This is a genomic window from Bacillus massilinigeriensis, assembly GCF_900117315.1.
In the GTDB taxonomy this organism is placed as follows: Bacteria; Bacillota; Bacilli; order Bacillales; family Cytobacillaceae; genus Bacillus_BE; species Bacillus_BE massilionigeriensis.
On record NZ_LT630337.1, the window covers coordinates 2,494,138 to 2,520,166 of the forward strand.

The window sequence follows — 26,029 nt, forward strand, 5'->3', positions numbered from 1 at the left end:
AGGTGAGAAGGCTTGCTCCTACTTCTATTTAGAAACAGGCCTTCCTTTAAGTTGGAGTCCATATCTAGTTTTGTGGACAAATAACCACACAATAAATATTCCGATAAAATCTTTCAAGAGGTCAGTTACAGAAAATGACCGAAAAGGGACAAAAATTTGATGAACTTCATCCAATATTCCATAAATAAGGGCAAATATCACTGCTAAATTGTCACTTTTTTGGTTTAATATACGTAAGGTACGGAAAGCGATGAGGATAAAAAGATAAAGTAAGCCAAATTCAACAAGGTGGGCTAGTTCAAAAAACGCACCTATGACAAAAAGAATCTTTTCATCAATCGTATTAGAAAAATGTTCAATCGATGAAGGATCAAAATGGCTTGATTGAACCCAGATTAACCCCAAATACAAGATTGGTAGGATCCCTATAATAATATGCCTTATTATGTTTTTCATATTCCCTAACCCTTTCTGCTTGGAAGAGGAAATGTATTTTAATTAGTAAAATCATTAATATTCATTTCACCCAGCTTACATTATTTCTTGAAATATCTTAGGTTGGTTACGGTATAACGGGAAAAATCTTTTATCAGCCTTTTGACCATAGTAAGTTTCCCATTGATTGACTAAATTTTTGTATACCTCTGGGATATGTATTTTTTTTCCTATATAGAAATCTAACAGCCCATCTGGATTAAACCGATATTTAAATTGGAAAAGAGAATCTCTATTCTGTACACCACCATTATGTAAGGCACTATGGCCTCCTCCTAAGTGAAATGCTTTCAGTCCATTTTCTTTTCCCCACAGAGCAAGCCGATGAAAAAGGTAAGGGTTTCCGCCCAAATTTAAAAAATCCTTATTAGAACAACCAAGATGATAATGTAACCTTCCGCCATCATGTAGACATAATGCTGCAGAAATCATATCACCTTCCTGGTAAACAGCACCAATTAAAAAGTGATTTTGAAATCCTTCTAATAACTGAAATAGATAATCAGTTGAGAAGTATGAATATTTAGAAGCCTGTAACTTATCCATTGTTTCTTTGTATAAACGATAAAATGTTGTAATTTGGTTAAAAGCCTCTTTCCCCTGAAAAACAGTAAATTCTAATTTATTGTTTTTCGCTTTTTTCATATTCCGTTTATGATTTTTATGGTAAGAATTTACTATTTCCTCTTCATTCTTACATAAATCTATATATACCGTTTCCCTGTCAAAGCTAACCTCCATAGTATTCTCTAAATGATGTTGATTTTGAAGAAGGGGATGAAACTTTATGAATTCACATACTATATTTTCCTTCTTACAATACTCCTCAAATGCAGACCTAAATCCAAAAAGAAGCTTATCATCCTTTTCATCATATAGAGGTCCTCCATAGCCATATGATGGGGTTGTAATGTCATAATACACAGTGGTACATCTATCATTACTGGAGCCCGAAAATAATTCAATTCTTCTTTTTATAAAGACATAACATAATTTCCCTCCATATTTTCTATCTTCATAAAAAAACAAATAAGGATCTCCATCACCTAATCCTTGACATACATTTGAGTAGGCTTGGTGATAAAAGACATCTCTCCTTTTCAAGAGATTTAACTTTTCTTCCCATTTTTCTTTTTCCTGATATGAAATTACTTCGTACATAGTGACCCCAGCCCTTTTTTAGATTTTTCCAATTAAACTTCATCTTTCATCTGACTACAATCATAAATAGACTGATTTTTCCGAATTAATCACCATAACATTATCAAATTTTATCATGATTGATCCTTCAATGTAGTTACCAATGTTAGGTTCATTAATTATCCCTCTCATATTGTTTATTATGTTTTTCACATAATTTTGACCTACACTATGCGCGTGGAGATATCCACCGCCAAATCTAGGATTTATTTCAGAAATAAGATATCCCTTAGATGTTTTAAAGCAATCAATATCTATAGGTCCTATTAATTCAAGCTTCCCTAAAACTCTATTGATCAATTGAATTAATTCCTCATCATAAACAGCAATTGATCGATCTGTCTCGCCAGCCCTCATTCCTAGTTTTTTCTTACAAAAGATATTTGTAGTTCTTTGATTAATCAAATCTACATAGCAATCAACTCCATACTCCTCCCCTTCTATATACGGTTGGAGAACGATCTCTTTATTCTCCATAAAAATCTTCTTTAATTCGTCAACAGTATTTATTAGAGAGATTCCTATACTCGCACTTCCAGTTCTAGGCTTAGCAATGAGAGGATATTTTATATAATCTCCTTCTATTGCCCTCATCACATCTCGAAATTTGATGAATGTTGGCACAGTTGGTATATGATTCTTTTCTAGAATTTGATGCGTTTTATATTTATCAAAACATGTTTCAACAATTTCCTTATCAGAGACAATAACTTTAATGTTTCCCTTCTCAAACTCTTCTTTATGCTCAGACAAAAGGGTTAATTCCGGGTCAATTAAACTTATTATTGCTTGAATGTTATATTTTTTACATAGTTGTCTAATCTGTTTTAAATAATCCGGATGAGTAATTGGAGAGACTGTTTCTGCAATATCAGCAAATTGCAAGGCAGGTGCCGATGATTCACAATCCACTGCCACAACCTTACCACCAATTTTGCTTAATTCCTCCTGAAAATAGTTTAAGAGCTTAACCCTTCGACCTGCGCTACAAAATAATATATTCAAACTATCCCTCCTTAGAAAATTTTCAAAATACATATAAATCCTCGTTGAAAAAATCTTTCAATCTTTCTTTTTTTCGAACAATAAAGTATTCATTATTATCTTTGGCAACTATTGCTGGCCTCTCCTTAATAAAAGGAGGATTAAAAACAATTGTATAAGCGCCAACATTTTCAAATACGATAAAATCACCTTTCTCTGGAATAGCATCCTTTACTTCATGTGCTAAATAATCTTTTTCCATACAGGTGTACCCTACGATGTTATAGCTCCCCTGATTGCGACTTTTACTCTCTTTATGAATCATTTTCATGGGCAGGTTTTTCTTATGCATCGTTGGCTTAATATTATGCACACTTCCATCCACTAGAACGAAATGATGATCCCTTACGTTTTTCGTTTCAATAACCTTAGTAATAAATTGAAATGTATTAGCAACCATCGAAATGCCCGGTTCAATGATTAAGAAAGGCTTGAATGACCTATTGTTAAATTTTGAATTCATTACTTCACAAATTTCTTCAGCATAATTATCGAAGCTTGGTGCATTCATTTTAAATGTGGAGGGTAATTCGCCATAAAACCCACCACCGATATCAATGTATTCCAATTCTTCAATATATCTTTCTGCTAATTCACAAAGCTCTTCTGTGATCTTTCTGTATGTTTTTGCTTTTCTTGCAGTAGTAGAAAAATGTCCATGTAATCCAACAATTTTAAGATTTTCTATACTTCGAAGTTGCATGATTGCAGACTGAAAACCTCCATTTTCAACACAAATTCCAAATCTGCTAACTTCATAGCCTTCTTGAAGTGGGCTTTTTCCATCCTCGGAAAGGTCAAAATTTACCCTTATTCCAATCTTTACCCTTTTATCCTTATTTATAAAACAATAATTTTGAATATGTTCTATTTCATAATGGGAATCAATATTTAGGATACTTTCATTATCTAAAGCTGTTTTGATATCTTCATAATTCTTTAAAGGTCCATTAAAAATAATTTTTCTTGGGTCCACTCCGATTTTAATAGCCAAATCGTATTCTAATCTTGAAACGACTTCTGCATAAGCACCTAAGTGCGACATCTCTTTACATAGAAAGGGTAAATAATTTGTTTTATATGAATATCCAATAATTAAATGTTCATATCTACTTTTAAAGGCATCATTAATTTTCTTAAAGTTTTCATGTAGTTTACTTATTTCAAATAAGAAGAAAGAAGAACCGACTTTGTTATCAAGCTCCTCGGCCTCATGATAATTCAATAACATTTTTATTCCTCTCTTTATTTATAATTTTTACCTACATAGGTTGGAACAGAATAATTAACTTCTACTTTACTCTTGTTTATTAATTTTCGTAGTTTTTTTGTAAGAGGTTTTTCCAGATAATAATGAATAATACATCCGCTTACAAATGGAATGACCATAAGCAGAAAAGCAATAATATTAATTGGAAGAGACTTTAAAAATGTTGAACTTACGATGATGCAAATGGCCGACATACAAGTAGTGTGGGTTAAATAAATAGAAAAGGAAGCATCTCCAATAAATTGTATTACTCTAGGGATTATCAAACTTTTTTGAAGGTCAACTGAGGCAATACCAATAATAAGCAAAATGGACGACAAGGATGTTAATACAGGAAGAGAAATATCAATCAATTGATTCTGAGTATTAATCCAGGAGAAAGGAAATCCAGCAAATCCTAAAATGATGAAAATAATAGATATATATATATTTAGGGTCTTTTTCGTAACAAGATAAGCACAACCAACACCAGCCAAAAATATCAAATTTATAGGATTAAACAGGAAATTTATTAAATAATTTGAACTGCTGATTATCTTCAAGCTAAATGCAGTTGATATCAATGCCCAGGTTAAAGGAATTCCTATGGAAACAAGCTTATTTTTATAAAAGGCAAGTGAGAATATTAAATAAAAATAAACTGTATGCTCCAATGACCAAGCTACGCTTAAAATAGGGTAATCCTGCTTAGGAAAAAGGAGGAAAGACATTACAATATTACTAAATTGTCTTTCAGTTCCATTCCCTAAACTTGGAATAATGAAATATATAGGCAAAATGAGAATTGTGAGTACCCAATAAAGAGGATAAATGCGAATCAATCGATTTGATAGATAAGGTTTAATCATACTTTTATCACTAAGTTTCTTATGATAAATGTAATACACCATAAACCCTGATAGTGCAAAAAAGTAGTATACTCCACCAGACTTTGTAACATTTGTTAAATTCAGAAAGTTCACATGGAAATAAACCCTTATAAACGCTACTATATGAAAAAACATGACAAATAGCGGAACAATTGCCCTTGAAAGCTGGATTAATTGTAAATATTTTTTCACCCGTTTCTCCTCTTTTCCACTAAGCTTTAAGAAATTGTCTTTTTGTTATTCCTTCAAAATGAACGTTCTCTGCAAAGTACTCTATTACTTTACTGTCTATAGCCTCGTCAAATTTTCTAGCAAAAAATTGATTATCGTTAACTATTAAATCAATATCATTCGAGGTTAAATTTTGAGGAGAATTCCGTTCCCCTAACGTTTCACCCCATTTTAAAAAATATAGATTATTATTTAACACCCTATCTTTATATGGAGAGTTCATAATTAAAGTTTGAAAAAAACTTTCATCGGGTACCAATGAATTTTTAAAATATTGATAATACCATTCATTGTTCTCTATAAACTCTACGATGTATTTCGCCACATCTAAGGGTATAGTGAACCACTGAGATCCTTTATAAAAATGATATTCCTCCGGCCAGTATCCTCTATTGGGTACAAGATTTATTCCCTTGCTAAATAGATAAAGGAATACCTTTCTGAAAATTCTTATTGGGTGAATAGAAGTGTATCTATTGCGGGTCATCTTAGGCCAATTAATATTCATCAAACCCAATTCCTTACCAGTTAGTTTTCTATAGGTCATAAATATTTTATTATCACTTTCTTTTAGAAAACTTTTAAATCCATTTTTAACCAATAAATCCTGTCCGCTTCTTAAACAAACATAATCATAGGATTTATTTGATTTAATTACTTCTTTTAATAGAAGAAGGGTTGCATCAACCTGGGAAATATCACCCCATTCACAGCTAACACATTGTTTAAGAACTGTAACATGGGGGCTTTCCACTATTGCTCCATTCATTGAATGATATGCCTTTTGATCGATATGTACATAAACATCCGCCTGATTTTCTGAAAGGAGCTGCCTAATAAAACGATTCAGTTGGTCTGGGTTTTTATGTACTTGCAAGATCATTGCTGTTTTTAATAGGTCACTCATGATAATTTTTCCTCCTAAAAATAGTTGCATCTGAGCAAATTATTTTATCTTAGCGTTCCCTAAAATAACTAACAGTTTTTGATTTTTTAATCCTAACCTCCGTGTTTTGTAGAGCTGATGGTTCATTTCGAAAAAATCATAACAAGCAATACCATCGTCAATAACCAATTTACGTAATTCGTTATAAAGAACAATATAAATAAAAAATATATAATTTTATAACTATATTTCACGTTTGTTCTTTATAAAGAGCTAGTCAATGATTTTTTTCTTTTACTCATACTTATACCTATTATGAATCATATGTCTTTCTTCTATCACACTGGGGCTCGATATGCTGGAAAAAAATTTGATTGAGAAGGGATAAGGTGATTTATCTTACTAATTTCAATTAATTCCCGATATGTTTCTTCGTTGAATATTTGCTTTCCTAAGTAATATTGGTAGTCATTATGATTAGAAAATGATGCTTTAAATTTATACAAGCTATCACCCTCCACTTTTCCTCCCCCTAAATGAAGAGCCTTTAAACCGAGAGATTTTGATAGTTCTATCATTGCATCAAATAATAGATTATTAACTCTTAAATGGAGATAGTCAGATCTAGATGCCCCTAAATGATAATGAGCATACTCTTTTCCATAAATGAAAAGAATGCCTCCAATTATTTCTCCATTACATTTTGCTAATAGTAAAACTGTGTTGCTTAGGTCTGTTTCTTCCATCTGGCGAAAAAAATAAGATGCAGGAAAGTAGTAAAATTGGGAGGCCTCGTTGCGATCCATTGTTTCATAATACATTTCAATAAAGGCTTTTATTTCTTCTTGCTGCGTAGACTGAATAATTTCTACTCCTTCTCTCTTTGCCTTCTTTATATTTCTTATATTTTGGGAAGAATAGTTATTTCGGATTTCTTCTAATGTGGGGGTTAAATCAACAGCAGTAGTCATTCTAATCTTTTCCAATTCCATGATATTTTTCATGTATTTCACGTTATCTAATACAGGATGGAAGGTAACTGTCTCTGTAACAATACGTTGACTCAAAGCATATTTTTTAAATTGTTTATAAAACAATTTCAGTAGCCAAGGGGATCCTTCTAAAATTGGACCTCCATATCCATACGGTGTAACAATATCAAAGTAACCTTTTTTTAACTCAATCTCCCTTTTAATAAATGGATAAAAAACCTTTCCATTTTCATTTTCAAAAAAGACTGCCTCTGGAACTCCCTTTTGAATTTCAGCAAAAAGACTTACATAGTTTTTTGAATAATAAATATCTAAGTTGCTGAACATTCTCGTAAAGGAACTCCAATCATCCCCGCCTTTTAAGACTATAAATTGATACTTTTTTATTTTGTATTGTTCCTTTGTTTCAAACACTCTTAATCCACCTCAATGGTTTAATAATATTATGGCCTCCCTAGCAAAAATAAACATACAATAGTTGCGATTGATAAGCCGGGAATGACCGGAAGATATCTAAATTTCAAATAGCTAATAACAGGAATCAAATATGAATATACAATTGAAACAAGCAATAACAATATTGGCAGGGCTTTCAAGGTTAATATCACATAAACTAAATAGATTACTGGAACTGTAATAAGAAGAATTGGGACTAATAAAATAAGAAGAATCCCTCTGACCAAACTAGAATGATGAACTTTTTTTCTCATATAAAGATTCAAACCAAATAATCCAAAAAGAAGTGGCAAAACAAAAATATAGCTTGACCCTTTTAACCAAATACTAGATATTACCGATAATAATAACCATCCAATAAAGGCACCCATCATCAAATTGGACCAATTTATTTTTTTCAATAAAAAAGAATAAACGATAGTAATCAAAGTGATTTGAATGATAATAATAAGAAGAAATAGAGGATTACTTACCGATAAATTTGTTTCAAGAAGCCAGATTCTATTGGGTGCTACTATTTTTATCGTATCCATCATAACTTCCCCTAGTATGTAGGATGTAGCAGCAATCCCTAAAAAAATAAAAAAGCTAACACATGTCTTTAAAAGTGTTAAACTTCCCATTTTATATCCATGGATATATGTTAACCCAAAAACAATTACTGTTAAAATCATAAGCGGTAGCACAAGAGTATCTGAATATGTTATTACTTTATGACCGATTATATTAAAAAAGATTTTGTTTCCGTCCTTTTTAGCTACTAAATTCATATTCCCAAAATGCTTCGCAAGATGAAGCATATTATCCCCCTGTTGTTGTAAGCTTTCAATGCTTAAATTTTCAACTGTATCTTGAGAAGTATGATAGCTATTTACCCCTTCGAAGAAACCAAAGTTTAGACCATACATACCTGCATTCTTAAATACTGTTAAATCTGTGTCGTGCGGAGTATTTTTATATAGATTGTATAGAAAGGAATGGGCTAATGGATTAGGAACAGCTTTTACATATTCAGAAATAAGTCTTTCATTTCCTTGATTTGTTTCAAATAATACAGATGGACCACCGTTGCCCCGTGCTTCAAAATTGAAAACCAATCCAACCTCTTTTGCCCATGGATGCTTTTGTACAAAGAGTTGTGCCCCTAATAATCCTTTTTCTTCTCCATCTGAAATAAATATTATGATATCATTCTTTAAAGGCTTTTCATTTTTTAGAGCTCTAATAGTTTCGAGAATTGCTGCAACACCTGATCCGTCATCCGATGCTCCTGGACTATCACCCTCAGAATCATAATGTGCTGATATCATGATTGCTCTTGATGAATCCTTACCGGGTATTTTGCCAACAATATTTTCAATCTTCCCCTTATATGGACCTCCCCAAGCAGAAAATACGCCTTCTTCACTTTGTATCTCAGGTGTTACTCCTAAATCTGTAAGAGTTCTTACAATATATTCTTTTACTCTTTCATGTTCCTCTGATCCAAGTGGATGAGGCTTATTAGCTATGTTTTTTACATAATTCATGGCCCGATCAGCTGAAAATAAGTCCACCCTTCTATTTTTGTGTCCAACATCAGGCATTGTGAATTGCAACAAACTCATCCAGATAATAATTATAATAAAAACAAAAAGGAAAATAGCAGAAGTAAACTTTTTGGGGAGAGAGGCATCCTTTTCCATTGTAACCCTCATTTCACATTTTCTTTAATGGTTTACAGCCCATCTAATGTTCATTTCATTAATAGTAAACTCTATATTTTTTATTGCTGGCTCGAGATAAAGATGGAGATTTCCTTCTAATTCATTTCTTGTGAAAACAATGATCCATGTGACGATCAATGAATACAAGAAAAGCATTTTTTCTTTTGGACTAAATGAAGTTTTATTTTCTTTGTCACCAAGAAGTAAGTGCTCTATTTCAAAATACGATAGCTTAAGTTGTCCAAACAATCCAGCCAAATCAACCCACTTAGGACCAACCCGAGTATTTCCCCAATCAATAATATACAGTTTTTCCTTACGTTCATCCCAAATCATATTATGACTATTAAAATCTCCATGCTGTAGGGTGTAATCTATTTCTGGACAAATCCAGTTATATATTTCTGAATCAAAAATGAGTTTTTCTAAATTCCTAATTAATTCAATAGTTTTAGAGGAATATTTTAATTGTTTCATTCTTTTATAAATTAGTTGAAATAACCTTTGATTTGTTTTTTTTCTATGAATACCTGTAAATGAGTGCAATGCAAAGATTGGATGATTAGGATAATTTTTATTCGTTAATTGAAATTCTAGGTTAAAATCCGGTGTAGGAATAAGGTGCTTTATTTCACCAAATTGTATAGAATTAATAAGTTTACTAATACGAACAACTTCTTTTAATACTTTTCCTTCTATTTTAGGTACCACTCCATCGATTTTTTCCATTGTAATTAAAGCAAGACTTACCGATTTTCGTTCAATAATATTAATAATTTTCGGTGTTATTAATCTAATACTTTCATAATTCTGATATAACTGATTGTAAAACCACTTTTCGCTCTCGAAATTAGAGAGAATTGTAATTTTGGTTAAATATGTTTCTTCATTTATTTTATCAGTATGTTCAAAACATCCTAAGTTTTGTTCACCTCCTAAATAAATATAGTGAGATTCAACGAGATTGTTTGTGAAAAGATTATTTTCAACATTATTTAGGAGTAAATCCGGAGGTGTTATTTTCTGAAGGCCTTTATATAAAATGGTGGATGCTGAATTGATTTTCCCTAAATTTCTATAACACAGTGCTAAATACAGATAATATTCAATCCTTTCTGGAAGGAGTTTAATCAATTTTTCCCCTACAACAGAAGCCTTCATCCAATCCTTTTGTATACAAAGACTTACGAATCTTTTTCTTTTCAGCCAAATGTAAAAATAAATGATGATTGCATAGAAACCTTCTTCTAAGAGAATTTTCGTTGATTTACGGATAATGTCCATCCCTCATCCCCCCCCACATTACAATAAATTATTCATGTTTTAGTTCTACACTGTTTGTCTTCGATTTATTTAATAATGACCTAAATAAATGCCCAATTTCCTGTAATTCTTGCGTCTTCATCCATTTATTCATGCCAAGATAGATGAGCAAGCCTATAATGATTTGGATGGTAAGTTTCACCAATTCGTAGCCCGGTATAATTTTCCCACCCAAATATACCGTGATTCCCATTATGAGTGAAATGATCAATGGGACAGATATGTCTTTCAGTTGTTCCAAAGAAGAGTAAGAAATTTCTCTTTTAGAATAGAAGCTGTTAATCCAAAACGAGACAAATGAGTCAATAACAGCTAAACTGACCAATCCTATCACATTAAGCCTTAACCAAATAACTGTTATAATCATAATAGTTAACGATAACTTTTTCAAAATACTTATAAATAAATAAAGATCCGACCTTCCCTTTACCTGCAGAATATTTAAATTAATTGCATTTAGGGGATAGAGCATACCAGCAAAACACAAGAGTTGAAAGTAAACAACCATGGGCATCCATTTCCCCCCAAATAATATATGTACTAGTGGTTCTGCTACGGATGCTAATCCTACCATGACTGGAAAATGGATAAATGTTGAAGTTTTAATAATCTTCCTAAATCCGTACTTTAATCTTTCTTTCTCATTCTGAATTTTGCTTAATACAGGATAGGTAACACTTTGTAGAGCAGAAGTTATCGATGCTGAAGCAACATCATTCAGTTTGGAAGCATTGGTAAAATAACCAAGCTGAGTGGCAGCAAAAAAGCGTCCAATGATTATGTTATAAATATTTGAATAAATCGTTGATAGTAATCCAGCAAGCATAATTTTTACACCAAACCCAAATAATCTGCGAAATGACTCCATATTAAAACCTAAGGAAGGCATCCATTTAACAAATTTCCATAAAAGAATTGATTGAATCGCTTGCATAGAAATAGTTTTAATAACCAGACTCCATACCCCAAATCCTACCATTGCAAACACAATTCCAAACGTCCCTGAGATCAACCCCGAGATGATATTTATTTTAGTTTGAGTTTTAAAATCAATTCTTTTAATCATTTGCGCTCTCTGAATAATTCCCAATGAATTAATAATAATTCCGATTGATAGAACCCGTAAAATTAATATCAATTTTGGTTCATGAAAAAAAGAACTTATGGCTGGAGAAAGAAAATATAGACATCCATACATCACAATTGCCATCAATAAATTAAAATAAAAAACAGTGGAGTAGTCCACCTGTGTCGTATTTTGCTCACGGATTAGGGCTTGGGAAACTCCACTGTCAATAATTATATTCGATATCGAAATAAACACGACAATCATTCCAATCAAGCCGAAATGCTCCGGTAATAATACCCTTGCAAGGATGATTTGGATGATAAATTGTATACCTTGATTTGCAAATAAATCACTAAAACTCCAAAACAGCCCTTTTACTGTTTTCTGTTTTAGTGATCCCTCATTTTGCATAGAAATAACCCTCACCTTTTTTCATTTAAATTCGACATTACTTTTTAATCATCTCTATACAGGCATTTTCTTATACCTATCTAAATAATAACCAATTGTATTTCTGATCCCTCGTTCAAACTCCGTTTCGGCGTAAAACCCTAGCTCATTTCTAATCTTTGAATCATCAATAGCATATCTAAAGTCATGCCCAGGTCGATCTTCCACAAATTCAATCAGCTGGTGATAGCTATCTATTTCCTTATTATTTTGTTTAAGGGGCACTAAACTATCAAGAATATCACAGATTGTGTGTGCAATTTCAAGATTTGTTTTTTCATTATGCCCCCCGATAAGATAGGTCTCTCCGGAAATACCTTCAAAAAATACTTTTTCTATTGCACGACAATGGTCTAGAACATACAGCCAATCACGTATGTTGTCCCCGTTTCCGTAAATAGGTATCCCCTCTAACGATAAGGCTCTTCTGATAATCGTAGGGATTAATTTTTCGTCATGCTGACCTGGCCCGTAATTATTTGAGCAATTTGTTGTAACGACATTCAATCCATACGTATGAAAATAACTCCTAATCAAATGGTCAGATGAGGCTTTGCTTGCTGAATAAGGGCTATTAGGTGCATATGATGTTTCTTCGGTAAAGAAACCAAATTCCTCTAAAGTACCGTAAACTTCATCCGTAGAGATATGATGAAATCGTGATCCCTCACAACCAGGTTTATACTTGCTTACTCCGTCCATCCAGTATTTTCGAGCAGTCTCTAGCAACGTAAAAGTACCAATGATATTTGTATCAAGAAATGACTTTGGATTTTCAATAGAATTATCTACATGAGATTCTGCCGCAAAATGGATAACCCCATTTATTTGGTATTGTTCAAATGTTCTTTCTAGGAGCTTTTGATCACAAATATCCCCCTTTACAAACGTATGTCTAGGATGTGACCATACCGATTGGAGATTTTCAAGATCCCCAGCATATGTTAATTTGTCAAGGTTAATTATTTTAATGTTTTCGTGTCTTTCTAATAAATAAGAAATAAAATTAGAGCCGATAAAACCAGCCCCACCCGTTACCAGTATGTTCATCGTCTCACTCCATTTTGTGTTTGCAACTTTTCTAACATCAATTTGTGAATACCTCTTCATTAAATGGTCTTAATAGTATTCCCTATTACTAAGTCTGTTATTTTTTCAATCTGTGTACTACTCAGTTCACTATATAAAGGGAGACATAAAACTTTCTTTGATATATCCTCAGATATGGGACAAGATTTCCTGCTTGTTATATAGGATAGCCGATTTAAAGATGGGTAAAAATATCTCCTTGCTACTATTTGATGTTCTTCAAGATTTTCTTTGATCTTTAATAAATCTTCCTCTGACTCTAAAATAATGGGATAATAGCAATAATTATAGGAAACATCATTCGCAATATATGGTCTGGCGAAGCGGTTATCAAGCTGCAAATCATACATTTTGGAAGCTTCTTTTCTTTTTTGAATAATTTCCTCAACGTACTTTAAATTACATATCCCCATAGCTGCATGAAGCTCTGAATTTTTTGCATTTATACCAGCAAACTCATAGGAATCTCCCTCAAACCCAAAGTTCCTTAATCGCTTAAGTATATCTCCTAGTTTTTTCCCTAAGTTATTGATGATTGCTCCACCTTCCACTGTATGAAAAAGCTTTGTAGCATGAAAGCTTAAAATGGAGAGATCCCCATATGTTAGAATTGATTTGCCTTTATATTTCACACCAAATGCGTGTGCTGCATCATAAATGACCTTTATCTTATGTTTCTTTGCAATGGTTTCTATTTTTTCAACTTCACAAGGAATTCCGTATACGTGTGTTGCTAAAATTGCTTCTGTATCTTCCGTGATAGCTTCCTCAATTTTATTTGCATCAATACAGAGAGTTCTAGGATCAATGTCAACAAACACAGGTTCACAATTCTCCCACAAAATAGATGTTAATGTAGCAACAAAAGAAAATGGTGTTGTAATTACTTGTTTTCTGATGCCTAGTGATTTTATAGCGAGCTGAAGGGCCATTGTTCCATTACTGACGTAGGTTAGGGATGGAACGTGCAAAAATTCCTCAAGCATTCGTTCAAGTTCCTGTTCAATTGGTCCATGATTGGTAATCCATTTCTCATCCCATATTTTTGATAATAAATCTTGATATTCACCGATTGGAGGCAGAAATGGCTGCGTAACTGGTATCATCCATATACCTCCCATGGACTAAATTATATAGGTATGTTCCATAGTCATTTTTGTAATGAATCGCTTGAGACAGTACTTCCTCAGTGGAAATCCATTTGTTTCTAAGACTAATTTCTTCTAAACAAGCAATCTTAAAGCCTTGACGTCTTTCAATAGTTTCCACGAACTGACCTGCCTCCAAGAAACTCGTAAATGTCCCGGTATCTAACCAAGCAAAACCTCTACCTAGAATTCCCACCTTAAGTTTCTTTCTCCTTAAATATTCCTGATTAATATCCGTAATTTCTAGTTCTCCTCTAGCTGATGGTTTTACCTGTTTTGCAATCTCAATGACCTCATTATCATAAAAATATAAGCCTGTCACAGCATAAGGAGACTTTGGCTTTTCCGGTTTTTCTTCAATGGAAATTGCGTTAAATTCTTCATCAATTTCGACAACTCCAAATCGATGAGGATCCTTAACTTGATACCCAAATACTACTGCTCCTTCTTGGATTGTTGAAGCATTTTGTAAAAGAGGCCGAAAACCAGAACCATAAAAAATATTATCACCTAGTACTAAACAAACCGTATCATTCCCAATAAATTTCTCACCAATAATAAAAGCATCCGCTAATCCACGCGGATGCTCTTGAATGGCATATTCAAGCTGAATGCCCCATCTTTCACCATTGCCAAGTAAATTTTTAAATAACGGGACATCTTTCGGAGTCGAGATGATTAATATTTCCCTTATGCCTGCAAGCATTAAAACAGACAAAGGATAGTAAATCATAGGTTTGTCATAAATTGGCAATAATTGTTTGGAAATGGCTTGAGTAATCGGGTAGAGCCTCGTTCCGCTTCCACCAGCTAAAATTATCCCCTTCATAAAATTTTTTCCCTTCAATTTTTATATTGTTCATCTTCCCTAAGGTCCCTTGACATAATATATGTATTTTCATCAAGTTCACCTTCTATTTTAAGTTTAAATTTTGTAGCTAACCCCAATGATGCTTGATTCCTTTTATCGATATGAGATTTTAGAATTTCCATCCCTTTTTCCTTAGAAAAATCTATAATAAATTCAGAAATTATATTACCTATATTTTTACTTTGATAGGAAGATAGTAGCCCAATTGCATTAATAAATACTAATTTATTTGTAAAGTCATTTGCATATAAAGAAACAATTCCAATATCCTTTTCATTATCCGTAATAACAAAATTATAAGCATTTTTTATTAATTTATTGGCATAAGTCTTAATATCCATCCCTGGTTGTCTTGGAGTAAGAAAAGCAGATTCAATGTTATTGAATATTGAAATTAATCGATCCAAATTCAATTCACTATAATCCAATTCTATAATCCCTAGTTGCCTTTTCTTTAGCATCTTTTCAATTTTTTTAAAACTAGTAGTCTCTACTTTCATTTTGAATTCCCCCTTTTTCTAATAAATAATTACATAACAAGATACTGTTACTCATTTTAGTTACTAAACAAAAAAACTTTAATTGCAGCCATTTTTGTATAAGCTTTTGGAAAAAGGCATTTCGAATAAAGCTTTATTTTTTCTCTTAAGGATAGTTCTGCCAAATTTTCTTTGAATCTTTCTTCCCTTATCAGTTTTAAATCTCCTTTTATTATGGCAATCTGAAATTCAAAGATTTTTTTTGCTTTTTCTATTTCTTCAGTGAACTTTTGATTTGAATATTGATTAAAGTTATCAAATAAATCAATAAAGCCCTGACAATGTGTAATTTTTTTTTCAATTGAGTCATTCTCTTTTATCCAGTTTGATGTAGCCGAACCTCCTATGCCAAAACGATAGACACTCATACATTCATTCATGTAATAAGCATATCCATGGCTTGACGTAATGAGCTTGATAACATTATCACCAACAATTGCGTTATAGCACCAATCTGGAAGATCCTCCAAAAGGTGTTTTGGATAAAGATATGAAGCTGTGGGTATATAACCCAATAAAGCCAGCTCTCCTGCAGTATATTGACAGCTTCTATTAAAATAATATTTTTCATTATTTTTCATCCAAGGGATTACCGACCTGTCATTAATCTTATTTTTATCTTCCACCACGATACCATTATGAAAACATAACGTGCAATCCGGATTATTTTCCATATAATCTACTTGCTTTTGAAGCTTGTTCATATCAATCCAATAATCATCCCCCTCGCATAGGGCAATGTATTTTCCTTTAGAATTTTGAAATAATCTCCTCATATTTTCGGCAGCTCCAACATTCCTACTTGATGTTATGACTCTAATCAGATTTGGATATGATTTTGCATATTTTTCAACAATTTCTCTCGTGCAATCAGTACTACAATCTTCACCAATAAGAATTTCATATTCAAAATCTGTTTTTTGATGTAAAAATCCTTCTATTGCATCAGAGATGTATTTTTCGTGATTGTAAGTTATGCAGTTAATACTTACTAAAATGTTCATCAACAAAATTCTCCTTTAATAGAAGATACCTTTAAACCATATTAAAAATGTCATCATATATTTCAAGTAATCTCTTATAATTTTGATGTTTATCGTGCAATTTTAATGCTTTAATTCTTGCATTTTTTGATAAATTCAATGCAAGCTGGTCGTTACCAAGTACTTCACATGTATAGTAAGCTAGCATATATGGAGCATCCGAGGGATATATAAATCCTTCCTCCTTATGCTTTAGTAAATCGGATACTCCACCAACGTTCGACGCAATCGAAGGAACGCCAAGAATCATAGCCTCTCCTAAAGAGTTAGGACTATTTTCAATAGTTGAGGGACAAACAAAAGCATTTGATAATAAAAAGCGTTTGCAAATTTGTTTTTCGCTTAATATTCCAGTAAAGGTTATATGGTTTTCTAAGTTATATTTCTGTATTAATGTATTAATATATTTACCGTAGCTCGATAATTTCAATTTTTCTAAGAGTGATTTATTTCTGGTAATGTCCGGCCCCCCAATATATAACCTAGCTTTAGAAAAACGTTTTAATATTAATGGTAAGGCCTCAATCATAAAGTGTAATCCTTTAATTGGATAAGTGCCTTGGCTAATAAATATTGAATATCTTTCACATTGATTAATATCCCATTTATTCTTATAAAATTCACTTCTTAAAGTTTCATAACAATGATAATACTTCACATTATTATTAATAAATGAAAGACATGCTCTATCCCAAGTTGTTCTGCCAATTATATAGGAAGCTTTCTGTAACGTCTCAATTTCATATTTTCCTCGTTTTTCAAATTTTCTTTGTTGTTGTTTGATATTATCCTGCTTAATAAAATCTCTTATTGTAAAAGACCGCTGAATATCAACAGGTAAGCCCAATGTATAATGTTTAGAAATTATTGAAACAAGACCTTGGATTGAGATCACACATTTAATGTTTCTTTTTTTACAAATATTCACTATCGCATGGGAATGATATAATTCAGTACCAAAAATATGAACAATGTCTGGTTTCACTTGTTCAATGATTTTTTCAGAAAAATGGTTATTCCATTGATTGTCTTTCGAAGTAATACTCGGAAAAGTGAAATAATTAACTTTTTCTCCATTGATGAAATCAATACCCTCTGCGTCATTTTTAGGAAATGCGATATTTAGATGAATATTTTCATTATCAGAGAGCAACTTTGCTATATCTATAAGCCATCCCCCAAAAGGAGAAATCTCTTCTTTAAGAAGAATACTAGCTTCTGGTAGAGATATATTGGTAATCCATAACAATTTCATATCAGTGACCTCTCAAATAATTTTCAAATTTAACGTTTTTTCCTCCAAAGATGATCAATGTGTATAAAAATTCATTATAAATCAGTAATTGGGTATTTATTGAAAACATAATTACTAAAAAAATAACCAAAACAACAAATGTGTTTTGGCTCGATTCTCTTATGAACATATATAAACTAGTTGTTACAATAATGACGAATATTAACCCGAATGCGACCAACATAGCCCCCGTTGTACTTGTATTATGAACTGTGGAATATGAAAATTGAGTTTGCATTACATCCTTTACGGAATTTGCCAAGGCCTGTATTCCACTTCCTAAAATTGGACTATCCCCCCATAATTTTAGGTTTGCTAATATAGCCACCATTCTCCCTTGGTAAGAAGATTCTTTATTTGTAAATTTATCCACTGTGTCCGTAAACATGTAAGAAAACTCATAACTTTTAAAAAAGATAAAAGTGATTGATAATATTAAAAATAAAACGCTAAGAAAGTATATTTTTTTATTTGAATTATTTTCTGAATCATAATGGTTTTTGCTAACAAAATTGTAGGCGACAATTATGGATAGACTTGTAATATATCCCGCAGTAGAGAATGTGCTGAGAACTGTTATACAGAGGATCATAACTGTAAGGGGAGAAATTTTATTCTTTTTAAAAAATAGTTCAAAAATTAATGCCATATTTAAAAAGAATTGATAAACCCCTGGCTCTCTATATATCCCAAAATTCCTGTAATATATTGGATTATTAAAAACCACAGAAAATCTCATATTAATAAAAGAAAAACCTGCTTCATTAGTAAATACCGGAGCAATAAAGCTTGGTAAACTAAAAATCCAAGGTCTTATTAGATAAGTTACTATTAATGAGTATATAGCCAAAAACAACATTACCTTTACATAGTAGGTAGCGAACTCTTCAACATTTACTATGTGAATAATCATATAGCCAATCAACAAACATATTATTATTTTTATATATCCACCTGAAAAATTTTGATTAAATAACATAGTCAAAAGTATTAAAACACATAAAGTTAATATAATTATTGTGTTGCTCTTATATACCAGTTGTTTTTTTAGAACAATCCGATAAAAAAAGACTATACCAATAATAAGAAAAATATAAATAATGGTTTGCCCTTGTCCTTTAAATAGGATTGACGGAAAGGTTTCATTATTATAATAGACAAGAATAAATACAACAAAAAAGGATAACCAACTAAGGTTTTTATTTAATATTCCCTCACTATTTATTATCATTAACAACTTCTCCATAGTAAGATAAAATTATGCTACAACTCTGCATAGTTAAAAATAACTTAAATTCAACTTTTTTATTTTGTAAGTACTTTACATTTTATCATTTCAATAATTTTTTTTGACTGTATAAGACTATTCTTGTTCTGTAAAATAAATCTACGAGCATTATCCCCAAATTCTTCAAGTTCTTGTTTAGGCTTATTTAATATTTCTATCATTTTATTCTTTAAATCTACGATATTATTGTATTCTACAAAATACAAATATTTATGATATTCATCTGGAATACAAGGAATTTTCGTTGTTAAAAATGGAGTCCCTGAAACCATGTATTCAAAGGTCTTTGAAGGAAAGGAAAAATGAGTGTATTCATCCTTTGGGTTTCTTGCATTAATCAATAATTGTGCCCTTTTCTCATATTCAAAAACTATATTTCTTGGTTTAAATCCAAAATATTTAATTCTTCGATCTGATAATGACAACTTCTCAATATATTCACGCATATCTCCATCACCGAATATCCAAAGTTCTAATTCCTGATCCTCTATTTGATTAAAGGCATCCAATATATTTTTTATTCCATACTCATATGATAAAGTTCCCGCATACATAATTGCTTTACTTCTCGTAACAGAGGATAGATCCAGATCGTTATTAAAAATCCCCTCCATTACTATGTACGGCCTCCCTAAAGGATTTACTTTTCTATTCATAGGTTTTGTAAATAAGATATACCCATCAAATTGATTTTCAACAAATTGAACTAATTTATAATATAAAGGAAGGATAGCTTTTTTAAACCAAATCATATTTTTTTGTCTAGTTGAAGTTAAAATATGTCCAGAAAGATCTGTAAAAATATTCACACGTTTTATTCTGAATAATTTTGCTGTGAGATAAATTCCTAATGATAAAGGAGTGTAATTAAACGGAGTTAATACGACCTTTTCTTTAATCATACGATTCTTCCAAAACCATCTTAGAGTAACACCAATACCTTGCAAAAATGATATTAACTCCTTAATAAAAGGATAATTAATATTGGATAAATGATGAAGAATCATTTTCTCATTTATTATTGTGCTTCTGCTTTTATATCTAAAATTAGTTCCCCTAGGATAGTATGGTTCTTGGTTTAAATAGTATATTTGCATATTAACATCCTTTAATTCTATGACCCCATTTATAAATGCCTTTTCAAATGAGTATTGTGCAACTTTAAAAGGTAATCCGCTGTTCTTAATAACAGAATCGGACCATTCCTCTTCGCAATAACTTCCAAAATACAAAATTTCCATTTAAAACACCTTCATATGATAATATTAAGCATGATAATTTAAACATTGGTGCATTAACTGACATAATTCATTAGAATCGAATGCATCAAAAAACCATGCCTTGTCGTAGCCATTAACTATTTCTTTTGCGAATTCTGTTTCTGCGGCTAAAATTATCCCTTTATGAAGTTTAGCCTCTAAAAGGGGGTATCCAAAAGTTTCAATAAATGAAGGGAAGATTAATACGGATTTAGTATAGAGTTCAAATACATCATTTCTTTGTTTAGTACCTTCAAACAAGATAGGCAGCCTTTCATCTTGTATACGCCTGTATAAATCACTAATGAGTTCGTTTTCATTTCCGTTTAATGTAAATATCACTTTGAATTTTTTATTTGTCATATTTACGAGCTGACTGCAGGCATCTACAATGATTTGATGATTTTTATAAGCAAGACCACTTGCTGGATAAAAAAAAGTGGATAATGATTCTTTGGTTGGCTTAAACATATTATTTATTTTAATATTGATTGAAGGAGGTATTACATCAAATTTTCTTTCGCATACTTGAGCTTTTTTTGAACATGCAACCTTCATCCATTCTGTTTGAACGATTATTTTATTCGCCTTTCTAATTGAATGAATTATTTTCCAACCAATAATATTTTGATAAATCCAAAATAATTTGTTTTCTTTAAGTGAATATTTATAATTTATAAAAGGTAGTGGTTGATGTACATACAGAATCTGTTCACATTTCACATTGGGTACCAGAATATTTTGTAGTGATACAACTTTATCCACTTTATACTTCTTCACTAATCTTGGTGCGATAAATTTATCAAAAAATATCCGATGTAACCAACTGTTTTTAATCCAAGGAAAACGTAAAACGTTAATATTAGAAGTTTCTTTAAGTTTAGGATTGCTAAGTACAAAAAACCAGGTTGTGTTGTGACTCTTTTTGGCTTCAAAATAATAATCGTTAAGGACAGATAATGCCCCACCACTCTCCGCAGGAACATCAAATACCATAATTTTCATTCTTTTAAGGCCTCCCCCAAACAACCCTATTCACAACCCCCACATAACTCTGAATAACCTTCACAACCTTCTCCGAAACATTAATATCCCGATAATCAGTAGCTAAACAATCCTGTTCTCCCTTATTCCACATGGCTCTCGTCAATTCCACCGCCTGCAAGATTTCTTTTTCAGTTATTCCACCAATAATCACCGTCCCCTTATCTAATACCTCCGGACGTTCGGTTGATGTTCGAATGAGAATTCCAGGGAACCCAAGAATGGCTGATTCCTCAGACAGAGTTCCACTATCGGATAGAACGGAAAAAGCATTTAGTTGTAAATGATTGTAGTCAAAAAATCCAAATGGCTTCAGCTGACGAACTAATGGGTGGAAAACAAAGCCGCGGTTTTCAATCATTTGCCAGCTTCTTGGGTGGGTGGAATAGATGACTGGAAGCTGATAGGTTTCAGCAATTCGATTAATGGCATTCATTAAAGAAAAGAAATTTTTCTCATTATCGATATTTTCTTCACGATGAGCGGAAACGAGGAAGTATTTTCCCGCTTCTAAACTTAATTCTTTTAAAACCGAACTGTTTAAAATGCGCTCCCTATTTTTATGAAGAACCTCTGTCATCGGAGAGCCAGTTACAAAGATATGTTCCTTTCTGATACCCTCGGACAGTAAATATCGGCGGCTATGCTCAGTGTATGGTAAATTTATATCGGAAACATGGTCAACAATTTTGCGGTTAATCTCTTCTGGAACATTCAAATCAAAGCAACGATTGCCCGCCTCCATATGAAAAATAGGAATCTTTAAACGTTTTGCTGCTATCGCACTTAGACAGCTGTTGGTATCACCTAAAATCAATAGAGCATCAGGTTTTTCGTGCCTTAGAATATTGTAGGAGGCCGCGATGATATTTCCCATTGTTTCTCCTAGATTTTCTCCAACCACACCAAGAAAATGATCCGGCTGTCTAATTCCTAATTCCTCAAAGAAAATATCATTTAAACGATAATCCCAGTTTTGGCCAGTATGAACTAGGATATGATGAAAATATTGGTCACAAGCCTTTATCACTTCAGATAAGCGAATAATCTCCGGCCGTGTACCAACAATTGTCATAACCTTCATTTTTTTCACTATAGTTAAACCTCCACAAAATAAGTATCCGGTTTTTCAGGATTAAAAATTTCACATGCCCAGAATAATGTAATTACGTCTACATCTCCTGTATTTTCAATTGAATGGGTATAACCAACAGGGATGTCGACAACCTCAGGGTTTTCCCCATTTACCCTATACTCAATTACTTGGTCACTATCAATCTTTCGAAAACGGATGACAGCCTCCCCTTGGATAACAAGGAATTTTTCAACCTTTGTATGATGCCAATGATTTCCCCTAATTACACCTGGTCTTGTTTTTGAGATGAAAATTTGACCCATACTTTGAGATTTAATAAATTCAGTCAACCATCCTCGATGATCAACGTTTTTCTTTAATTTATAAGAGAAATTATCCTCTTCTAGATAGGATAGAAAGGTACTATATAACGCTCGGTCAAAGGCATTCTCTAATGAAGGCATCACCAAAGATTCCCTGTTATCTTGGAATGCATATAATTTATCAGATAGCTCACCTAAAGTGATTTGATATGATACAGGGACTACACAAAAATCTCCTTCCTTCGATTCATTCCCTTCTAATGAATGAAGAAATTCTTCAATAACATCGTCTATATAACATAAGGTAAGCAATGTCTCTCGATTATGGATTTGGACTTCCTTATTTCTTGAAATATTGTGGCAAAATGTAGCCACTACACTGTTATAGTTTGGCTTGCACCACTTTCCAAAGAGGTTTGGTAGCCTATACACTAAAATATTTGCACCTGTTTCTTGACCATATTTGAAAAGTAGCTTTTCACAGGCATTTTTACTTTTCCCATAAGGATTTTCTTGATTTGCCTGAATTGAGGAGGTAAATACGATAGGTGAATTATTTTTATGCATTCTCAGCAATTGCAATAGCTTAATAGTAAAACCATAATTCTCCTTCATATAATCATCTTCATTCTTCGGACGATTCACTCCAGCTAAATGATAGACAAAATCACATTCCTTGGTATATCTGCTTAATAAAAAGAAATCTGTATCCTTATGGACCTCCAAAATATCTGTATATCCTCTATTTTTTAGCTCTACAATTAGGTTTTTACCTACAAATCCCCCTGCTCCGGTTACAAGTATTTTCATAGGCTCGTCACCTTTAAATTCGTCAACTCTTTTTGAATGTAGTCTAATTTAAGCAACTTTTCTTTAATCTCATCAATGGTCAAAATTTGTGTATTATAAGAGTTATATTCTTCAGTTGACAATTTTTTGTCTCCTTCTTCAAAGTACTTATCATAGTTTAAATCCCTTTTATCTGAAGGAACTCGGTAGAACCCCCCTAAGTCCTCTGCAACTAAATATTCCTCACGAGTTAAAAGAGTTTCAAACAACTTCTCCCCATGTCGAATTCCTATGGTTTTTATTTCATTTTCTGCATTGAAAAGCTCAATTAATGCTTGTGCTAAATCACCGATATAACAAGCAGGTGCCTTTTGTACCATAATATCTCCTGCCTCAGCGTGCTGAAACGCAAAAATGACAAGTTCCACTGCCTCCTCAAGGCTCATTAGGAATCTTGTCATTTTAGGGTCGGTGATGGTTAATGGTAATCCACTTTTGATTTGTTCTACAAATAGTGGAATGACTGAACCACGCGAAGCCATTACATTTCCATACCTGGTTCCGCAAATAAGGGTAGTTTCTTGTGATATTGTCTTCGATTTTGCGACAAATACCTTTTCCATCATTGCCTTTGATATCCCCATGGCATTAATAGGATATGCCGCCTTGTCTGTTGATAGGCAAATTACCTTTTTAACGTCGTAGGCAATCGCAGCTGTTAGTACATTATCTGTACCGAATATATTTGTCTTTACCGCTTCAAGTGGAAAGAACTCACATGAGGGCACCTGCTTTAGAGCTGCTGCATGAAATAAGTAATCTACATTATGCATCGCATTTTTTACACTGGCAAGATCTCTAACATCCCCTATATAAAACTTGAGCTTTTCATTTTGATATTTTTTCCTCATATCATCCTGCTTCTTCTCGTCACGCGAAAATATTCTTATTTCTTTAACCTCAGTATGAAGAAATCGTTCCATGACTGCATTCCCAAACGATCCCGTGCCTCCTGTTATTAATAAGGTTTTATCCTTAAACAAGTGCAAACATCCCCCTTAACAATGGTTTAATAATATCTGAACTGTATCTTTAATATCAAAATGATATTCTAAGTATCGTCTTCCATTCGAACCCATTTGCTTTCTTAAATCGACGTCATTAACTAATGTTCTAGCATGTTCAATAAATAATTCTATATCTCCACTTTCCAACCAAAGACCACTATTCGACTCTAATAATATTTCTTTTAAATCAGTATTCTTATCAGTTGCTGCAAGAATTGGAAGTGAGTATTCCATATATGCTGTTAATCTAGAAGGGATGTTCGGGATTGTAAATCTTTTATCTAAAAATATTAATCCCACTTCCGCCCTTTCTAATAAAAGATCATATTCATTTTTTGGAAGTGAGTTTATCAAACAAACATTTTTGGGCTGGAAGGTCTTTATATGGTTTTCAATTCTTTCATATTCAGTACCTGAACCAACAATCATTAAAAAACCATTTTCAATTTTGTGAAAATGGTCTACTACTTGTAATAAAAAATCGATTCCTTGTGGCTTTCCTAAGTTCCCTCCATAAACAAATAATGTGGATTCCTTTGAAATATGATATTTCTCAAGGAAACGTGCGTCCGACTTATATAATTCCTTCTGCACAACAGGTTCAATCGCATTTGGGAAAATTTCTACCTTACTATGATTGATAAAAGAATTATGCTGTAATAAATATTCAACATTTCCCTTTGACATGCAGCCTATTGTATCTGATACTTCGTATAATGATTTTTCTTTTCTTCTAAAATATCTCCATATGATTCCTTTTTCCTTTATCATATTTATATCCACTGCATTTTGTGGAAATATATCCTTTAACATTAAATAAGTTTTGCTTCCTTGTTTTTTTAAATACTTAACCACTGATGCAAACGTGATTGGAGGTGTGGAATATAAGACTAAATTAAACTGAATATCCCTTAGGTACTTCTTTATTGCTCTTAAATACTGTCCCTCAATCGTTAATGTAGAAATTCCCTTTTCAATTATATTTGTTTTCGTAATATTTCCCGTCCTTACCTTTAGAAGGTGGATATTATCTATTTTTGTAAATTTTGTACGTACACTTGATCTTCTTTCTCCAGGATAAACAATATAAACATTTACTCCTCTTCTAGCAAGTTCACGAACGAGATCGGTATAAATTCCTCTTTCAAATACATTATCCATATTGGCTAATGTTAAAAATAAAAGGTTCAATTAATCCACCTGCTTTAA

General features: G+C 32.3%; 23 protein-coding genes. All 23 read right to left on the reverse strand.

The genetic code is table 11. The features are described from left to right. Nucleotides 1-24 precede the first annotated feature (24 nt). Nucleotides 25-456: a VanZ family protein gene (locus BQ6100_RS12375; RefSeq protein ID WP_075981908.1), complete on the reverse strand. Its 432-nt coding sequence runs from the start codon at nt 454-456 to the stop codon at nt 25-27. A gap of 75 nt (nt 457-531) precedes the next feature. Then, nucleotides 532-1,656, reverse strand: a complete 1,125-nt coding sequence (locus BQ6100_RS12380) for a GNAT family N-acetyltransferase (RefSeq protein ID WP_075981909.1) — start codon at nt 1,654-1,656, stop codon at nt 532-534. Nucleotides 1,657-1,716: 60 nt separating this feature from the next. Beyond that, nucleotides 1,717-2,700: an ATP-grasp domain-containing protein gene (locus BQ6100_RS12385; RefSeq protein WP_075981910.1), complete on the reverse strand. Its 984-nt coding sequence runs from the start codon at nt 2,698-2,700 to the stop codon at nt 1,717-1,719. A gap of 22 nt (nt 2,701-2,722) precedes the next feature. Next, a complete protein-coding gene (locus BQ6100_RS12390) occupies nt 2,723-3,970 on the reverse strand; it encodes a type III PLP-dependent enzyme domain-containing protein (protein ID WP_075981911.1) in 1,248 nt (415 codons plus the stop codon). Between the two features lie 14 nt (nt 3,971-3,984). After that, nucleotides 3,985-5,070: an acyltransferase family protein gene (locus BQ6100_RS12395; protein WP_075981912.1), complete on the reverse strand. Its 1,086-nt coding sequence runs from the start codon at nt 5,068-5,070 to the stop codon at nt 3,985-3,987. 19 nt (nt 5,071-5,089) lie between these two features. After that, nucleotides 5,090-6,016, reverse strand: a complete 927-nt coding sequence (locus tag BQ6100_RS12400) for a beta-1,6-N-acetylglucosaminyltransferase (protein ID WP_075981913.1) — start codon at nt 6,014-6,016, stop codon at nt 5,090-5,092. Between the two features lie 317 nt (nt 6,017-6,333). Beyond that, nucleotides 6,334-7,401 (reverse strand): lipid II:glycine glycyltransferase FemX, encoded by a 1,068-nt coding sequence (locus BQ6100_RS12405; protein ID WP_084780380.1) that lies wholly within the window; start codon nt 7,399-7,401, stop codon nt 6,334-6,336. Between the two features lie 29 nt (nt 7,402-7,430). Then, on the reverse strand, nt 7,431-9,140 hold the full coding sequence (locus BQ6100_RS12410) for a M28 family peptidase (RefSeq protein ID WP_084780382.1): 1,710 nt from the start codon (nt 9,138-9,140) through the stop codon (nt 7,431-7,433). Nucleotides 9,141-9,152: 12 nt separating this feature from the next. Beyond that, the gene (locus tag BQ6100_RS12415; RefSeq protein ID WP_159433155.1) at nt 9,153-10,310 is read right to left on the reverse strand and encodes a phosphotransferase; all 1,158 of its coding nucleotides are present in this window, start codon (nt 10,308-10,310) and stop codon (nt 9,153-9,155) included. A 151-nt stretch (nt 10,311-10,461) separates the two neighbouring features. After that, nucleotides 10,462-11,952, reverse strand: a complete 1,491-nt coding sequence (locus tag BQ6100_RS12420) for a lipopolysaccharide biosynthesis protein (protein WP_075981916.1) — start codon at nt 11,950-11,952, stop codon at nt 10,462-10,464. 54 nt (nt 11,953-12,006) lie between these two features. Continuing rightward, on the reverse strand, nt 12,007-13,041 hold the full coding sequence (gene rfbB / locus BQ6100_RS12425; protein WP_075981917.1) for a dTDP-glucose 4,6-dehydratase: 1,035 nt from the start codon (nt 13,039-13,041) through the stop codon (nt 12,007-12,009). 59 nt (nt 13,042-13,100) lie between these two features. Next, entirely contained in the window at nt 13,101-14,186 is a 1,086-nt protein-coding gene (locus BQ6100_RS12430; RefSeq protein ID WP_075981918.1) for a DegT/DnrJ/EryC1/StrS family aminotransferase, read from the reverse strand. Then, nucleotides 14,146-15,057 carry a glucose-1-phosphate thymidylyltransferase RfbA gene (gene rfbA, locus BQ6100_RS12435; protein ID WP_075983559.1) on the reverse strand — a complete coding sequence of 304 codons (912 nt, stop codon included), beginning with the start codon at nt 15,055-15,057 and terminating at the stop codon, nt 14,146-14,148. The genes BQ6100_RS12430 and rfbA overlap by 41 nt, the downstream gene beginning before the upstream one ends. A 14-nt stretch (nt 15,058-15,071) precedes the next feature. Next, a complete protein-coding gene (locus BQ6100_RS12440) occupies nt 15,072-15,599 on the reverse strand; it encodes a GNAT family N-acetyltransferase (RefSeq protein WP_075981919.1) in 528 nt (175 codons plus the stop codon). 56 nt (nt 15,600-15,655) lie between these two features. Further along, nucleotides 15,656-16,642: a glycosyltransferase gene (locus BQ6100_RS12445; RefSeq protein WP_075981920.1), complete on the reverse strand. Its 987-nt coding sequence runs from the start codon at nt 16,640-16,642 to the stop codon at nt 15,656-15,658. Nucleotides 16,643-16,673: 31 nt separating this feature from the next. Then, a complete protein-coding gene (locus tag BQ6100_RS12450; protein WP_075981921.1) occupies nt 16,674-17,936 on the reverse strand; it encodes a glycosyltransferase family 4 protein in 1,263 nt (420 codons plus the stop codon). Between the two features lies 1 nt (nt 17,937). Continuing rightward, complete coding sequence (locus BQ6100_RS12455) at nt 17,938-19,206, reverse strand: O-antigen ligase family protein (RefSeq protein WP_075981922.1); 1,269 nt, start codon at nt 19,204-19,206, stop codon at nt 17,938-17,940. Between the two features lie 74 nt (nt 19,207-19,280). Next, nucleotides 19,281-20,504, reverse strand: coding sequence for a glycosyltransferase (locus BQ6100_RS12460; protein ID WP_075981923.1), 1,224 nt, complete (start codon nt 20,502-20,504; stop codon nt 19,281-19,283). A gap of 24 nt (nt 20,505-20,528) precedes the next feature. Continuing rightward, complete coding sequence (locus tag BQ6100_RS12465; RefSeq protein WP_075981924.1) at nt 20,529-21,527, reverse strand: glycosyltransferase; 999 nt, start codon at nt 21,525-21,527, stop codon at nt 20,529-20,531. Nucleotides 21,528-21,531: 4 nt separating this feature from the next. After that, nucleotides 21,532-22,659: a non-hydrolyzing UDP-N-acetylglucosamine 2-epimerase gene (gene wecB / locus BQ6100_RS12470; protein WP_075981925.1), complete on the reverse strand. Its 1,128-nt coding sequence runs from the start codon at nt 22,657-22,659 to the stop codon at nt 21,532-21,534. 5 nt (nt 22,660-22,664) lie between these two features. After that, a complete protein-coding gene (locus BQ6100_RS12475; RefSeq protein WP_075981926.1) occupies nt 22,665-23,774 on the reverse strand; it encodes a polysaccharide biosynthesis C-terminal domain-containing protein in 1,110 nt (369 codons plus the stop codon). Continuing rightward, nucleotides 23,771-24,796, reverse strand: coding sequence for a polysaccharide biosynthesis protein (locus BQ6100_RS12480; RefSeq protein ID WP_075981927.1), 1,026 nt, complete (start codon nt 24,794-24,796; stop codon nt 23,771-23,773). Before BQ6100_RS12480 ends, BQ6100_RS12475 begins: the two co-directional genes overlap by 4 nt. A 15-nt stretch (nt 24,797-24,811) precedes the next feature. Further along, nucleotides 24,812-26,011 (reverse strand): glycosyltransferase family 4 protein, encoded by a 1,200-nt coding sequence (locus tag BQ6100_RS12485; RefSeq protein ID WP_075981928.1) that lies wholly within the window; start codon nt 26,009-26,011, stop codon nt 24,812-24,814. Between the last annotated feature and the right edge of the window lie 18 nt (nt 26,012-26,029).